This window comes from Actinomycetospora atypica, assembly GCF_042653685.1.
Classification (GTDB): domain Bacteria; phylum Actinomycetota; class Actinomycetes; order Mycobacteriales; family Pseudonocardiaceae; genus Actinomycetospora; species Actinomycetospora atypica.
Genome location: NZ_JBHSIV010000016.1, coordinates 69748 through 84054, shown reverse-complemented (window position 1 = coordinate 84054; position 14307 = coordinate 69748). Strand labels below are relative to the sequence as shown.

17 protein-coding genes and 1 tRNA gene are annotated in these 14307 nt (G+C 74.5%); 7 read left to right on the top strand and 11 right to left on the bottom strand.

Annotated elements, in window-relative coordinates; genetic code table 11:
* Window positions 1–6: 6 nt before the first annotated feature.
* Entirely contained in the window at window positions 7–918 is a 912-nt protein-coding gene (locus tag ACFPBZ_RS16210; protein WP_378037109.1) for an alpha/beta hydrolase, read from the bottom strand.
* A gap of 113 nt (window positions 919–1031) precedes the next feature.
* On the opposite strand from ACFPBZ_RS16210, the gene ACFPBZ_RS16205 reads away from it, so the two are divergent.
* A complete protein-coding gene (locus ACFPBZ_RS16205; protein WP_378037108.1) occupies window positions 1032–1448 on the top strand; it encodes a MarR family winged helix-turn-helix transcriptional regulator in 417 nt (138 codons plus the stop codon).
* A 30-nt stretch (window positions 1449–1478) separates the two neighbouring features.
* Here ACFPBZ_RS16205 and ACFPBZ_RS16200 read toward each other — a convergent pair whose 3' ends face one another.
* A complete protein-coding gene (locus ACFPBZ_RS16200) occupies window positions 1479–2063 on the bottom strand; it encodes a TetR/AcrR family transcriptional regulator (protein WP_378037107.1) in 585 nt (194 codons plus the stop codon).
* 43 nt (window positions 2064–2106) lie between these two features.
* Here ACFPBZ_RS16200 and ACFPBZ_RS16195 point away from each other — a divergent pair, with 43 nt between their 5' ends.
* Window positions 2107–2538, top strand: coding sequence for an SRPBCC family protein (locus ACFPBZ_RS16195; protein ID WP_378037106.1), 432 nt, complete (start codon window positions 2107–2109; stop codon window positions 2536–2538).
* 17 nt (window positions 2539–2555) lie between these two features.
* Here the strand turns inward: ACFPBZ_RS16195 and ACFPBZ_RS16190 are convergent.
* Window positions 2556–2631, bottom strand: a tRNA-Arg gene (locus ACFPBZ_RS16190).
* A gap of 333 nt (window positions 2632–2964) precedes the next feature.
* Here ACFPBZ_RS16190 and ACFPBZ_RS16185 point away from each other — a divergent pair.
* Window positions 2965–3633, top strand: a complete 669-nt coding sequence (locus ACFPBZ_RS16185; protein ID WP_378037105.1) for a hypothetical protein — start codon at window positions 2965–2967, stop codon at window positions 3631–3633.
* Between the two features lie 12 nt (window positions 3634–3645).
* Here the strand turns inward: ACFPBZ_RS16185 and ACFPBZ_RS16180 are convergent, their stop codons facing one another.
* The 3 genes from ACFPBZ_RS16180 to ACFPBZ_RS16170 are packed head-to-tail and all read right to left on the bottom strand — an operon-like array spanning window position 3646 to window position 5855.
* The gene (locus tag ACFPBZ_RS16180) at window positions 3646–4077 is read right to left on the bottom strand and encodes a methyltransferase domain-containing protein (protein ID WP_378037104.1); all 432 of its coding nucleotides are present in this window, start codon (window positions 4075–4077) and stop codon (window positions 3646–3648) included.
* A gap of 47 nt (window positions 4078–4124) precedes the next feature.
* Complete coding sequence (locus tag ACFPBZ_RS16175; protein ID WP_378037103.1) at window positions 4125–4622, bottom strand: potassium channel family protein; 498 nt, start codon at window positions 4620–4622, stop codon at window positions 4125–4127.
* A gap of 45 nt (window positions 4623–4667) precedes the next feature.
* Window positions 4668–5855, bottom strand: a complete 1188-nt coding sequence (locus ACFPBZ_RS16170; RefSeq protein WP_378037102.1) for an AI-2E family transporter — start codon at window positions 5853–5855, stop codon at window positions 4668–4670.
* A gap of 182 nt (window positions 5856–6037) precedes the next feature.
* Here ACFPBZ_RS16170 and ACFPBZ_RS16165 point away from each other — a divergent pair, with 182 nt between their 5' ends.
* The 3 genes from ACFPBZ_RS16165 to ACFPBZ_RS16155 all read left to right on the top strand — a co-directional run bounded on the left by ACFPBZ_RS16165 (window position 6038) and on the right by ACFPBZ_RS16155 (window position 8996).
* Window positions 6038–6862 (top strand): YhjD/YihY/BrkB family envelope integrity protein, encoded by an 825-nt coding sequence (locus ACFPBZ_RS16165; protein ID WP_378037101.1) that lies wholly within the window; start codon window positions 6038–6040, stop codon window positions 6860–6862.
* 173 nt (window positions 6863–7035) lie between these two features.
* On the top strand, window positions 7036–8442 hold the full coding sequence (locus ACFPBZ_RS16160) for a chloride channel protein (RefSeq protein WP_378037100.1): 1407 nt from the start codon (window positions 7036–7038) through the stop codon (window positions 8440–8442).
* Window positions 8439–8996, top strand: a complete 558-nt coding sequence (locus ACFPBZ_RS16155; RefSeq protein WP_378037099.1) for an HdeD family acid-resistance protein — start codon at window positions 8439–8441, stop codon at window positions 8994–8996. The genes ACFPBZ_RS16160 and ACFPBZ_RS16155 overlap by 4 nt, the downstream gene beginning before the upstream one ends.
* 29 nt (window positions 8997–9025) lie before the next feature.
* Here the strand turns inward: ACFPBZ_RS16155 and ACFPBZ_RS16150 are convergent, their stop codons facing one another.
* Genes ACFPBZ_RS16150 through ACFPBZ_RS16130 form a run of 5 tightly spaced genes read right to left on the bottom strand, consistent with a single transcriptional unit; the run spans window position 9026 to window position 13185 of the window.
* Window positions 9026–10339: a PP2C family protein-serine/threonine phosphatase gene (locus ACFPBZ_RS16150; protein ID WP_378037098.1), complete on the bottom strand. Its 1314-nt coding sequence runs from the start codon at window positions 10337–10339 to the stop codon at window positions 9026–9028.
* 57 nt (window positions 10340–10396) lie between these two features.
* A complete protein-coding gene (locus tag ACFPBZ_RS16145; protein WP_378037097.1) occupies window positions 10397–11656 on the bottom strand; it encodes a DUF998 domain-containing protein in 1260 nt (419 codons plus the stop codon).
* Between the two features lie 13 nt (window positions 11657–11669).
* Window positions 11670–12071, bottom strand: coding sequence for a nuclear transport factor 2 family protein (locus ACFPBZ_RS16140; RefSeq protein WP_378037096.1), 402 nt, complete (start codon window positions 12069–12071; stop codon window positions 11670–11672).
* Window positions 12068–12394, bottom strand: a complete 327-nt coding sequence (locus ACFPBZ_RS16135) for a rhodanese-like domain-containing protein (RefSeq protein WP_378037095.1) — start codon at window positions 12392–12394, stop codon at window positions 12068–12070. The genes ACFPBZ_RS16140 and ACFPBZ_RS16135 overlap by 4 nt, the downstream gene beginning before the upstream one ends.
* A complete protein-coding gene (locus tag ACFPBZ_RS16130) occupies window positions 12391–13185 on the bottom strand; it encodes a GntR family transcriptional regulator (RefSeq protein ID WP_378037094.1) in 795 nt (264 codons plus the stop codon). Before ACFPBZ_RS16130 ends, ACFPBZ_RS16135 begins: the two co-directional genes overlap by 4 nt.
* Before the next feature lie 87 nt (window positions 13186–13272).
* Here ACFPBZ_RS16130 and ACFPBZ_RS16125 point away from each other — a divergent pair, with 87 nt between their 5' ends.
* A complete protein-coding gene (locus ACFPBZ_RS16125; RefSeq protein WP_378037093.1) occupies window positions 13273–14307 on the top strand; it encodes a YeiH family protein in 1035 nt (344 codons plus the stop codon).

Sequence of the window (14307 nt, the reverse complement as noted above, 5' to 3'; positions counted from 1 at the left end):
CGGTGGTCACAGGTGGTCGCGGTAGAACTCCACGAGCCGGGCCACCGCGGCGTCGACGTACTCGGGGACGTCGTACATCTCGTAGTGGCCGGCGCCCTCGACGACCATGAGGTCGACCGGTCGCGGTGCCAGGCCCCACAGCCGCATCCCCGACTCGTACGAGCCCGTCGACCCGGCCCGACCCGCGAGGACGACCTGCAACGGCTGGGTCATCAGCGGGTCCACCAGGTGGTAGGCGTCGTACCCGAGGAGGAGCGGGTCGCCGCGGGAGAGACGACGGTTCGTCGAGTGCTCGCTGCCGCCCCGCCCGGTGCGGTAGTACGTGATCGCCTGGAGGGTGTCGACGTCGTCGATCCCCGCGTCCGTCGCCTCCTCCGGAGTGTCCGGCAACCACGGTGACCGCGACAGCGCTCCGGCGCGGACCTCGTCGAGCCGCTGGTCGGCCAGGGCGTCGAGCGCGGCCACCGGGCCGTCCGGCGGGAAGCTGCGGAACGAGGTCCCGATGTCGCCGGGCACCACCGTCCCGACGGCCCTGATGCGGTGGTCCGTCCGGGCCGTGTGGACCGCGTACCCACCGCCGGCGCAGATGCCGAGAACGCCGATGCGTTCCGGATCGACGGGGTGGACCGTGCTCAGCGCGTCGATGGCGTAGGAGATGTCCTCGCCGCGCCGGTAGGGGTCCTCGAGGTCCCGGGGCTCACCGCCGCTCCGACCCTGGTGGGCGGGGTCGAACACGAGGGCCGCGATACCCCTCGCCGCGAGGCGCGAGGCGTAGTTCGCCCCGATCTGCTCCTTCACGCTGCTGCCGGGGGTGGAGAGCACCACGGCGCGCACCGGCTCGTCGCCGACGTCGTCGGGCAGGTACAGGTCGGCGGCGAGTTCGATCGGCCCGCGCGGGATCGTGATGTGCTGGAGCACCTGGGCTCGTCCTCTCGAGTACGGCCGGCCGGGAGCCACGGGACGGCAACTCCTCGGAGCGGATAGTACATGTTCGTACTGGTATGATACTGAACGACGAGGAGGGGGTTGCGGTGCCGATCGACGCCGCGCAGCTGTGGTCGCTGAACCACCGCCTGCTGACGGTCGTGCTCGAGGCCTGCAGTGCCGAGCTGGCCGAGCTCTCCCTCGAGACGAAGGAGTTCTTCGTGCTCGCCGAGGTGGCGGCGTCGCCGTACCCGGCCGAGCTGGCGGCGAGGCTCGTGATCCCGAAGCCGAGCATGACCGTGTACGTGCGCAACCTGGTGGCGAAGGGATTCCTCCGTCGGGAGATCGACGAGGCCGACCTGCGTCGCCACCGGCTCGTCCTGACCGTCGAGGGCGAGTCGGCGCGGGACCGGGCGCTCGCGGCGCTCGCGGCCGAGTTCGACCGCCGACTGGGCCGCATCCCGGACCGCGACCGCGTCGAGCTGCAGCGGATCCTGCTCGACCTGATCGAGCCGGAGCCGTGACCCGGCGGGCGGAGGATCCGACGTCCTCGGTCACGGGGGCAGCGGTTCACCGCCCGGACGGGCGACGACGACGTCGAGGAAGTCCTCCATCGCGGCGGTCGCGGCCTCGGTGTCGCCGGTGACCAGCGCGTCGTGGATCAACCCCCGCGTGACGGCGAGCCCGAGACGTCCGCGGGCCGCCGCCTCCGGACCGTCGTCCCCCAGCCGCGCGAGCAGCGGCGTCAGCACCTCGAGCCACGGCTCGACCAGGGAGACCCGGAACGACCGGGCGTGCGGCTCGTCGCGCATCGCGTGCACCGAGAGCTCGAAGAACAGCGGGCCGAACCGCAGCCCGGCGTCGAGCACGCGGTGCCAGAACGCCATCAGCAGGGTGTGCGGGTCGTCGCCCGCGGCGATCGCGCTCGCGACCTCCCCGAGGAGCTCGCGCTGCTGGGCCTCGCAGACCCCGACGACGTCCGCGAGCAGGCCCTCTCGCGAGCCGAAGTGGTAGATCAGCATCCGGTGACTGCTGCCGATGGCGGTCGCGATGGCGCGCAGGCTCTGGTCGCGGAGACCGTTCTCGGCGAAGTGCGCCACGGCGGCCTCGAGCAGCCGGTCACGCGCGGACGACGTCACGATTCCCGACCGTAGGCCCGGTCCTCGTTGTACCATCTGGTACATGGCTTGGATCGTGGTGGAACGCGAGGTCGACGCGCCGCCGGAGGTGCTCTGGGACGTGGTCGTCGACGTCGTCTCGTGGCCCCGGTGGACGGCCTCGATGACCTCGGTCGACCTGCTCGACGGGGAGGTCGCGCTCGGGCGACGGGCCCGGGTCCGGCAGCCGCGACTGCCCACGCAGGTGTGGACGGTGACCGAGCTGGAGCCCGGCCGCTCGTTCAGCTGGGCGGTCGCCAACGCCGCCGTGACGACCGTCGGGGGCCACGAGGTGTACGCCCGCGACCATGGCACCAGCAGGATCGTCCTGACCCTCGACCAGAGCGGGCCCCTGGCTCCGGTCGTCGGGCTGCTCCTCGGGAGTCTCTCGCGGCGCTACGTCGAGCTCGAGGCGGCGGGTCTGAAGGCCGCGGCCGAGAGTCGTCGGGCGGGATGAGTCCGCCGCGACGGACCTGGCGCCCCCGGCAGGATTCGAACCTGCGGCACCCGCTTTAGGAGAGCGGTGCTCTATCCCCTGAGCTACGGGGGCCCGGGGTCAGCGTAGCGCCCGGCCGTCCTCCGGGTCCTCGTCCGGCGCCCGCCCGCGATGACCATGGGCGGGCACGTGACCTGTGACACAAGATGGGGGTACAGTTTTGTTCACCCATTCGAGTGACAACTGGCGGAGTCCCCGTGGGGTCGGCCGCCGCGTGGAGGGCAGCCTCGTGAACATCGGTGAGCCAGTACGGACGCTCGTCGTCGAGCCGATCGTCAGCCCCGTCCCCGACGGCGACCGACCGGCTCGGGCCGCCGAACTGCCGCCGTCACCCACCTCGCCCACCCCACGTGCCGCGGCTCGACGGCAGGCCGACCTGACCGACGCGTGACCCTCGCCCCGGACCTCGCCGAACCGGTCGCGGGGTGGCGGATCTGGAACGTCCTCGACGGCGAGCGCGGCCCGCAGCTCGTGTCTCCGGTGCGTCCGCTGCCATGGGCCCACCGCAGCCCGACCTCGGCGACCTGCCGTTCGGGCTGCACACCGTGCCCGTCGTCGGAGTGCCGCTGCGGTCTGTACGCCTCGGCCGGGCTCGGCCTCCTGCCGAACGCACAGGACGGCGTCGGAACCGTTCTGGGCTGTGTCGGGCTCTGGGGACACGTCGTCGAACACAGCGTGGGCTGGCGGGGCGAGCACGGCTATCCGCTCGTCCTCTTCGTGCTGTCTGCCGGCCGGTTCCACGACGTGGCACCACTGCGTCGCCTGCTCCGGCACCGATCCGGCTCGATGTTCGGGGGCGCGACGGATGAGGAGGACGCCGAGACGGTGCGGGCGCTCTCCCGCGACCTCGCTCGTCTCTACGCGGTGCCGGTCCATCCCGCCCAGGACCTGTTCGAGGCCGCGGTCCTCGGTCGGTCGTGGTCGGCGCAGCCGGCTGCGGACGGCGTGCTGGCGGAAGCGGTGACCGGCCTGGCCGGTCGCCGGGAGGGCGACCCGGAGGCCCTCGCCCGGCTCGACCGGCGGGTGCAGGACCTGATCGGTTCGGCCGAGACCTGAACGAGCGGGTGCTCAGTACCGGTCGGCGTCTCCCGCCGCAGCATCGAGCACCCGCTCGACGCCGTCCACGACGAGCCGTCCGCCCGGCCGCAGCGCCGCCCGCACCGCCGCGAGCGCCCGACCCTCGAGCCGCGGGTGCCGCCCGTCCAGCGCACCCACCCGCACCGCGAAGGCCAGGTCGAAGGGCTCGTCGTCGGGACCGGACACGAAGTCCTCGACGGCCACACACTGCACCGACAGTCGGCCCGCGGCGATCTCGGCGGCGCCGGCCGTCGTGAGGGCGCGGATCGCGGCGGGCGACCGGTCGATGGCGTGGACGTGGCGGACCCGGCGCGCCACCGCGCGGGCGGCGGCGCCCGCGCCGCAGCCGATCTCGAGCACGCGGGACGAGGGCGCCAGCGGGAGGGCGTCGACGATCGCGGCGAGGCGGGGGGAGAGGGGCACACCGGTAGGACCGGGCGGAGACCGAGGACTCATCGCCGGTCGCGAACTCACTTCCGCTGCTGCGCCGCGAGGCGTCCGTGACCGCGCTGCACGGCGTCGAGGATCGCGCGCAGGACGATCCCGAGCAGCAGCAGGTCGGCGACCATCTGCAGGGTGACCACGGCACGGGCGGCCGTCGACGTCGCGGAGATGTCCCCGAAGCCGACCGTGGCGAACACGGTGACGGTGAAGTAGAGCGCGTCGGTGCGGGAGATCGGCTGGGTGAACGCGGCCGGGTGGGCCTGGGCGAGCAGCGTGTACGTCGCGGCGAACAGGACCAGGAAGGCCGGGACGACCACGGCGAGCGTCTCCACGGCGCGCAGCGTGGGATACGGGGAGCGGGCGATCGCCCGGATCTGCCACCCGACGAGCGCGGTCAGGGTCACGAGCCCGAGGACCAGGGTGACGAGGGTGCCGAGGTCGACCGTCGTCGTCAGGGGGAGGAGGTAGTAGAGGACGACGATGAGGACGGCGTCCGCGAGCGCCCTCGTGAGGGTCGCGCCCACCCGGAGCCGTGTCGGTCCGCGAGGGTCCTCGCGCGCCATGGACGGCTAGGGGAGCACGGGGACCGCGGTGTCCCCCGGGGCGGGCGTGGTCGCGGCCTCCTTCGCGTCGGTCCGGAGCAGGGCCTCCGCCCACCGCGCGCGCGGGTCGATGTCGACGAGCAGGGCCTTGGCCAGCAGCGTCATCGGCAGGGCCAGCAGGGCGCCGAGCGGCCCGAGCACCCAGGCCCAGAACAGCAGGGTCACGAAGGTGACCGTGGCCGAGAGTCCCACGGACTTGCCCGTGTACCGGGGCTGGATCAGCGACTGGATCACGACGTTCAGCAGGCAGTACACGACGACGACGGTGACGAACATCGGCCAGCCCCCGCTCAGCAGGGCGAGGATGGCGGGCGGGACGAGCCCGAAGACGAAGCCGATGTTCGGGATGAAGTTGGTGATGAAGGCGAGCACCCCCCAGAGCACCGCGAGCGGCACGCCGATGACGGCGAGGGCGGCGACGTCGAGCACGGCGACGATCGCGCCGAACACGGCCGTCACGACCAGGTAGCTGCGGGTCCCGCGCGCGAAGCTCTCGAGCGCTCCGACGATGTGCGGGCGGTCCGCGGCGATGCTGTCGAGGCGGTCCCCGAAGGTGGCGGCGTCGGCGATGAAGAACAGCAGCAGGGCGAGGATCAGGACGACGACGCTGAGCAGGCCCGACAGTCCGGAGACGATGCCGCCGACGGCACCGACCACCGAGCCGACGCTGATGCCGGCCGTGGCGGCCCGGATCTGCTCGGGTCCGACCCCGAGGCCGACCAGGGTCTGCTGCACCGACACGAGGAGGGCGTCGAACTGGGCGCCGTACTGCGGGAGAACCGTCGCGAGCTGGCCGACCGAGACCAGGAGGACCACCGCCAGGGCCAGGAGGGCGGCGTAGACGACCAGGATGAGCGCGAGGGTGGCGGCCCAGACCGGCCAGCCCCGGCGTCGCAGCCAGCCCTGCACCGGGTGGGCGGCGATCACGATGATCAGGGCCAGGAAGAGTGGGCCGATGAGCCACGCCGTGGCCCGCATGCCCGCGACCACGATGACCGCGGCCGCGACCCCGAGCAGCAACGTCAGGCCGCGCGGGAACCCACCCCCCGGTGGAGCCGCACCGTTCCGCGCACCGGGGAGTGTCTCCCCGGCGCCGACGCGCGCGATCTCGGCCGGTCCGTCGGCCGGCGCGGCACCGTTGGCGGGGCTGCTCATCGCTGCACCGTACTGTCACGCTGAGTTCCGTGACCCCGCTCACAGGGTTGCGGTTGGAGTACATTTCCGGCGGGAGCGGGGCGTTTCCGGTGCTTCTCTGTGACGGTGACCGGGACTCTGTCGGAGAGCATCACCTGGAGTGACGAACCTGGTCGGCGCTGGTCGACCCCGGAGCGAGGCGCATGCGGTGGTCGAGAGCCGTGCGGCGCGCCGACCCGGACTCCGGACGTGGCCTCGCCGCCGTGGTCGCCCGGCACGAGGGCGCTCTGGTCCTGCGCGTCCTGCGACGCATGAGGGCGATCGACGGGTACGACCGCGCCCTGGCGCTCTCGGCCCAGGCGTTCGTCGCCCTGGTGCCGCTGATCGTGGTCGTCTCGGCCCTCCTGCCCGCCGGGGTCCGCGAGTCGACGGGAGCGGCGGTCGTGGACGGGGCGGGCCTGCCCACGGACGCGGCGGCGGCCCTGTCCCTCCTGGTCCGCGAGCCGCCCGGCGCCGATGCGACCACCGTTCTCGGTGGGGTGCTGCTCGTCATGGCCGTCCTGGGCTTCACCCGGGCGCTGCAGCGCACCTACGTGTCGGCGTACCGGCTCCCGCGCACCGGGCTGCGGGGCTGGGTGCACGGCCTGGCCGCCGCCGGGGTCCTCGGCGTCGGCCTGATCGCCCTGGCCCTGGTCGGCTCCGCGTCCGCGGTGCTCGACGGACACCTCGCGGTCGAACTGGTCGTCCACGCCGTCGCCGCGACCCTGCTGTGGTGGCCGGTCCAGAGCGTGCTGCTCGGCGGCCGCATCGCGTGGCGGGCCCTGCTGCCCGGGGCCGCCCTCACCGGGGTCGGGCAGGCCGTGGTGGTCGCGGTCTCGGCCACGTACCTCCCGGCCGCCCTGTCGCGCGAGGCGTCCCGGTACGGCCTGCTCGGCGTCGCCGTCGCCCTCCTCTCGTGGCTGGTGGTCCTCGGGCTGCTCCTGGTCCTCTCGGCCGTGCTGGGTGCGGAGCTGGCCGAGCGGCCGTAGCCCTGATGGGCGCAACTCCTGCGCTGCGCGGTGGCCAAGAGTGATCGACTGCAGCGCATCCGGCTGACGTCGCTTGTGACGACCAGGATGTCGTGCTCCACTGCTCACCTCACAGTAGTCACACCTGGGCCGGTCGCCACCCGTTCGGCGCACGGACCGTGGGGGTGATCCGGATGTCGTTGCCCGGGGCGCCGTCCGCCCGCGACCTGGTCGGTCTGGCCGGACTCGGCGCCGTCGTCGGTGTCCCCGCCGCTCTCCTGGCCGCGGTGTTCATCGCCCTCGTGCACCAGTGCGAGGTGTGGCTCTGGACCGACCTGCCGCGCGCGCTCGGGCACGACGGTCCGCCGTGGTACCTGGTGGTCGTCCTCCCCGTGGTCGGCGCGGCGATCGTCGGGGCGGCCCGACTGCTCCTGCCCGGCGACGGGGGCCACGAGCCCCTCGACGGGATCGTCGTCGCACCGACCCCCTGGCAGCACGCCCCCGGGATCGCACTCGCCGCCCTGGGCACCCTCGCCTTCGGCGGGATCCTGGGGCCGGAGGCACCACTGATCGCGCTGGGCTCGGTCGTCGGGGTGGTCCTGACCCGCATCGTCCGCACCGGTCCGCGCGCCACCGGCGTCATGGCCACCGCCGGATCGTTCTCCGCGATCTCGGCCCTGTTCGGCAGCCCCCTCGTCGCCGGCATGCTGCTGCTCGAGGCGAGCGTCCTCGGTGGTGGCGCCGCCGGGGTCGCCCTCCTCGCGGCCCTCCTCCCCGGACTGGTGGCAGCGGCGGTCGGCTACGTGCTCTTCACGGGCCTCGGCGAGTGGGCCGGCCTCGACCGCCCCGGACTCGCGGTCGGTGACCTCCCGCCCTACGTCGGCACCCACGTCGCCGATCTCGCTCTGGCCGTGGTCGTCGGTGTCGGGGCCGCGCTGCTGGTGGCCGCGGTCCGGCGGCTCGCCGTGCGCACCGCCCGCCGGGGCCCACCGGGCCGGCGCGCCCCGGTCCTGGGCCTGCTCCTCGCCGGCGGTGCCGCGGTCGGGCTCCTCGCCCAGGGCTCGAGCCTGCTGACCGGGTCCGCCGAGGCCGTCCTCTTCTCGGGGCAGGCCGCGATCCCGCAGCTCGTCGCCCAGGAGTCCGTCCTGCTGCTCCTCGTCGTCGTGGCGACGAAGGCCCTGGGCTACGCCGTGTGCCTGAGCTGCGGCTTCCGGGGAGGGCCGGTCTTCCCGGCGATCTTCCTCGGCATCGGGATCGCGACCGTCGCCGTGATCGTGTTCGGCGCCTCGCCGACGTGGGCGGTCGCCGTCGGCGTCGCGGCCGGCACCGCGGCGAGCACGGGCCTGGTCTTCGGCTCGTTGATCTTCGCCGCGATCCTCGTCGGCGGCAACGGGCTGGACGCGCTGCCGGCCGCCGTCCTCGCCACCGCGGCCGCGTGGATCACGCGGGCCGCCCTCGAACGCCGTACCGCTGCCACGTCGGCGACGGCGTCCACCCCCTCGGTGCCCGACGACGAGGGGCCGCACGACCGGCGCCGCACCGGCGGCGGAACGTCCACCCATCAGGAACCGCGAGCGGTTCCAGGAACGGATCAGCCATGACCACTCGATCAGCCGGCCGTACCGCCTTCGCACCGCGGACCCCCGACCAGTGGGGCGGACTCGCCGTCTCGGGCGTCCTGGGCATCGTCGTCGGCGTCATCGCCCTCTTCTTCCCCGGGCTGACGATCCTCAGCGCGGCGATCTTCCTGGGCATCGGTCTCGTCGTCCAGGGTGTCGTCGAGGTGGCGCTCGCGCTGCGGGCCGGACCGGGATCGACCGGTCGGGGGTGGCTCGCCGCGTTCGGTGTGCTCGCCCTCGTCGCCGGCATCCTCGTCGTCTTCAATCCCGGGGGCGGCATCCTGGTGATGGTCTGGGGGCTCATCCTCTGGTTCGTGATCACCGCGGTGAACGACTTCCTGGCCGCTGCGGCGTCCCGCGAGCACCGCGGCTGGAACATCACGCTAGGGGTGATCAGTGCCCTCGCCGCGCTGGCCCTCCTGTTCTCGCCGGGCACGGCGATCGGCGTGCTCGCCCTGTTCATCGCGTTGGGCTTCATCTTCCGCGGCGGTGCGGACCTGGGGCTGGCCCTGACGATGCGCCGCGCCGCCCGCTGACGACGGGGGAGGGCCCGACGCCGTTGGGGCTAGTCGGCGACGCGCTTCACGACGACCACCGCGGTGTCGTCGGGCACCGTCCCGTCGGCGTGCGCGATGGCCGCGTCGCAGAGGGCGTCGGCCACGGCCTCGGCGCCGGCGCCCGGGGCGAGCGCGGCGAGGGTGCGGGCGACGCCGTCCAGCTCGAACTGCTCGCCGCCGCGCACCCGCGCCTCGGTGACGCCGTCGGTGTAGAGGACGAGGCCGTCGCCGGGCCCGAGGTGGAGCTCCTCGCGGGTGACGTGCGCGTCGGGGAACAGGCCCAGCGGTCGCCCGCCCTCGGGCAGACCCCGGACGCCGCCGTCGTGGTCCAGGACGAACGTCGGCGGGTGCCCGCCGTTCACGACGACCACGTCGAGGCCCGACCCCGACGGGACGAACGTCGCGTAGACGGCGGTGACGAAGCTGCGGTGGCCGCCGAACCACACGTGCAGCACCTCGTTGAGCGCGGTGAGCACGGCCTCGGGGCGGCTCTCGGTGTGCGCCACCGCGCGCACCGTGGAGCGGGCCAGCGCCGTGGTGCGCGCCGCCCACGGGCCCTTGCCGCAGACGTCGCCGATCACCACACCCCACCCGCCGGGCACGGGGAAGAGGTCGTAGAAGTCGCCGAGCACCTCCGCGCCCCGCCCGCCCGGGCAGTACCGCGCCGCGACCTCCATGCCGGGGACGCGGGGGAGCTCGGTGGGCAGCAGGCTCTGCTGCAGCGTGGTCGCCAGTTCCGTGGCCTCGGCCGCCTTGGCCACGGCGAGCAGCGCGTGGCGCTCGGCCTCGGCCTGCGCCTCCTGCGTGTCGCGCAGCGCCACCCGCAGCGCGATCTCCCCGGCCACCGCCTGGGCCATCGTCCGGAGGACCTCGAGGTCGCGGTCGCTCCAGCGCCGCGGGCGGGTGTCCATCGCGCAGAAGGTCCCGAGGACCTCGCCGTCCTTCGCCGCGATCGGCAGACCGACCCAGGCGGCGATGTCGAGGACCTCGACCGCGGCCATGTCGCGGGTGCGGTCGTCGGCGTGGGTGTCGCCGATCGTCTGCTCGTCGCCCGCGGCCACCACGAACTGGCAGAACGAGTCCTCGACGGCGTTCTGGCGCTCGGCCGGTGATCCCGCGTCGAAGCCGGCCGTGCTCTTCCAGTACGAGCGGCGGTCGTCGACGAGCGTCACGAACACCATCGGCACCCCGACGACGTCCGCGGCCAGGCGCGTCAGCCGGTCGAAGGCCTCCTCGGGCTCGGTGTCGAGCAGGCCGGTCGCGCGGACGGCGGCGACCCGCGCGGGATCGGCGATGGTTGCCTGCTCGTGGGTGATCGTCACCGTCCCGCCTCCCTCGGCAGCACGCCCCTGGCGTGGGACCTGTTGTGCGCCACCGAGTCAGACTACGGGGCGGTCGGCTCCGGGGGAGTCGTGAGTGGCCCCACTCCGCCGGGCCCCGTGGACGGCCATCACCACGGGCCAGACGCACATCGCGACGAAGGCGGCCCGCTGCGAGACGCCGTACCAGGAGCCGCTCGTGACCATCTCCCACACGAACCAGCCCACGAGCACCGCGACCAGCCCGACGACCGCCGCCGAGGCCGCCCGGACCCGCGGCGTCGTCGTGCGGGAGGCGACGAGCGCCAGCGGCCAGCTCCCGAAGCCGAACCAGGCGAGGCCGCCGACCACCATGTGGACCGGGTCGACCCCGTGCACCGGCTGGGGGAACAGGGCCGTGACCACGAGGAACGCGCCGCCGGAGCCCAGGAGCACCCGGCCCGCGGCCGGGACGCGCCGCAGCCCGAGCGCGACGAGGACGTTGAGGGCCCCGACGACGATCAGCGTGGTCGTCAGGATCCAGCGGTCGGTGGCCGCGAGGCTCGCGAGCGCGCTGAGCGAGAACGAGAGCGGGTCGAGCGAGGGCTGGGCGGCCTGGGCGGCGAGGAGGCCGGCCAGGAACACCGGCAGCCCGAGGCAGCTCAGCGCCACCGTGACCCGCTCGGGCCGCGCCGGCCGCCGTGACGGCGCCACCGCGGCCCGCCACGCCAGGTACGCCACGTGGATCGGCCACACGGTCTCGCCGAGCATCACCACCCGCTCGGCCACGCCCAGCCAGGTGCCGTCGGTCCAGGCCTGCGCGCACAGCCACGCGACCAGGAGGGCCACGGCGAGCACCGCGGCGAGCGAGCGGCGGCGCAGCGGCCCGGGCGACCGCGGGTCGGCGACGAGGGCCAGCGGCCAGAGCCCGCAGGCGGCGCAGCTGACGGCCATCGCCGCCATGTGCACCGCCGAGCTCCCCCGGGCCGGCTGCGGGGCGGCCGCGACCACGACCAGCGCGACCGCCCCGAGCGCGAGCACCGCCCGGCCGGCCCGCGGCACCGACCGGAGCCCGGCCGCCACCGCCAGGTAGATCAGGCCGAGCAGGAACAGCGTCGTCGTCATGACCCAGCGCTCGTCGGCGCCCCGCCCGGCGAGCGTGCTCACGGTCTGGCGGACCGGGTCGTACCCGCCGGCGTGCTGCACCGCCTGCGCGAGGAGCACCCCGACGACCAGCACCACCGGCGCCAGCAGGGCCAGGGCGAGCACGACGACCACGGGACCGGGTCGCGTGTCCGTCCCCGGGGCACGACGGGCCACCCGACCGACGGTCGTCACCACGCCGGCGTCACCCTCACGAGTACGCGCTGAGCTGCGGCCCGATCCGCTCGGCCATCGCGGCCCCGAGGGCCTGCAGACCCGACAGCGGGCGGACCATCACCTCGAACTCGGTGATCAGCCCGGCCTCGTCGAAGTGGATCAGGTCGACCCCGCGCAGCGACCGGCCGCCCACCGTCGCGCTGAACTCGAGCACCGCGTCGTCGCCGGAGAGGAACGTCCGGTGGTAGCGGAAGTCCTCGAAGACCGTGAGCACCGTGGAGAGCGCCAGGACGACGGCGTCGGCCGTGGGGTACGGCGTGTGCGCGACGGGGGAGCGGAAGACCGCCTCGGGATGGACGATCTCGCGGAGCCCGCCCATGTCGCGGCGCTCCACCATGTCGTGCCAGCGGGCGAGGGACTGCTCGGTGGCGCTCATGCGTCGAGCGTGCCGGGTGTGCCGTCGTCGCGCACCACCGCCCCGCCGGCCTCCGCCCATCCGCGCAGCCCGCCCGCGAGGTTCGCGGCGTCGACCCCCGCGTCGGCGAGCGTGGTCGCCGCGCGGGAACCGCGGCCGCCGCCCCGGCAGGTGGTCACGACGGTGCGGCCCGCGAACTCGGCCGGGTCGAGCTCGCCGAGGGGGCGGTGCAGGGCGCCCGGGGCGTGCCCGGCCGCCCACTCGTGCCGCTCGCGGACGTCGACGAGGACGACCTCGCCGGCGTCGAGCCGACGCCGGGCCTCGTCGGGATCGATGTCGGTCATCGGTGGCCTCCCAGAGGGACGTCGTCGCGTTGGATCGACCACGACGCCGGGCGGGCGCCGAAGTCGGCCGTGAGGTGGAACCGGTCGGCGCGGATCAGGGTCTGGCGCCACTCGACCGGCCGCTCGGCGGCGGTGCCGAGCCGGGCGATGCGGAAGACCGGGGCGCCGGAGGGGACGTCGAGGAGCGGTCCGACGGCCTCGTCGGCCACCTCGGCGTGGATGCGCTCGCGGCCGCCGTCGACGCGCAGGCCGGTGCGCGCGGCGAGCTCGGCGTAGAGGGCGGTGTGCGTGAGGTCGGCCCCCACGAGGGGCTCGGCGTCGGCGAACGGGAGCCACACCCGGTCCCACGCCAGCGGCTCGTCGTCGGCGAGGCGCAGCCGCTCGAGCAGCAGCAGCGGCGTGGACTCCTCGAGGCCCAGCCGGCTCGCGACGACGCCGTCGGCCACCCGCTCGAGGCGGCGCACGACGCTGCGCTGCGCCCGGCCCGACTCCTCGACCGAGGTGAACAGGCTGTAGACCTCGCCCACCGGCTGGTCGATCCCCGGGGGCGGACCGGGACTCCCGATCCGCGGGGCCCGGCCGCGCTCGGCGACGACGATCCCGTCGGCCCGCAGCTGGGCGAGCGCCTGGCGCACGGTGTGGCGGCTGACCGCGTACTGGTCCATCAGGGCCAGCTCGCCGGGGAAGGCGCCGCCGTCGAAGTCGTGCACCCGGATGCGCCGCAGCAGGTCGTCCTGCAGCTGCCCCCACAGCGGCTTCCCGCCGCTGCGTGTCAACGCTCTCGGTCCCACGACGCCCACCTCCCCCGTTGACCGCCCATCCTGCCCGGTCTAATGTCCGGACACCAAGGTACGGACATTTCGTGGAGGAGGTCCAGGATGCTCGTCGAGTCGACCGCGGGCGGCACCGTCGTCCGGGGCGCGGCGACGCGGCTGCGGGACACGCTGCCGGGGCTCGGGGCGGCGCTCGTCGTCGCCGGGGTCGCCACGGCGGCGGGCGCGGAGGTGCCCGTGGTCGGGGGCCCGGTGTTCGGCATCGTCCTGGGGGTGCTCGTCGCGAGCGTGCTGGCGCCCGGCGACCGGTGGCGTCCGGGGCTCGCCGTCGCGTCCCGTCCGGTGCTGCAGACCTCGATCGTCGTGCTCGGCGCCACGCTGTCGCTGGGCCGGGTGGTGTCGGTGGGGGTGTCCTCGCTGCCGGTCATGCTCGGCACGCTCGCCGTCGCGCTCGGGGGCGCGTGGCTGCTCGGGCGGTGGCTGCGGGTGGAGGGAACGACGACGCTGCTCATCGGCGTCGGCACCGCGATCTGCGGGGCGTCGGCGATCGCGGCGACGCAGTCGGTGGTGCGGGCGCGCGACTCCACGGTCGCCTACGCCGTCGGGACGATCTTCGTGTTCAACGTCGTCGCGGTCCTCGCGTTCCCGCCGCTGGGCCACCTGCTGGGGCTCGACCCGCACGCGTTCGGCCTCTGGGCGGGCACCGCGATCAACGACACGTCGTCGGTGGTCGCGGCCGGGTACGCCTACGGCGGCGACGCGGGCCCCTACTCGATCGTCGTCAAGCTGACCCGCAGCCTCATGATCATCCCGGTCGTCCTGGTCCTGGTGTCGTGGACGGCGCGGCACGACGGGGCCCGCGAGCGGGTGTCCTGGTTCCGTCTCGTGCCGCCGTTCCTCGTCGGCTTCGTCCTCGCCTCGGTGCTGACGACGGTCGGCGTGGTGCCGCAGGCGTGGCACCCGGCGCTCACCGCGCTCGGCACGTTCCTCATCACCACGGCCCTCGCCGGCATCGGGCTCTCGATGCGGGTCGCCGACCTCCGGCGCACCGGGGGCCGCCCGCTCCTGCTCGGCGCCTCCCTCTGGGTGCTCGTGGGTGCGAGCAGTCTCGCGATCCAGGCGCTCACGGGCACCGTGTGA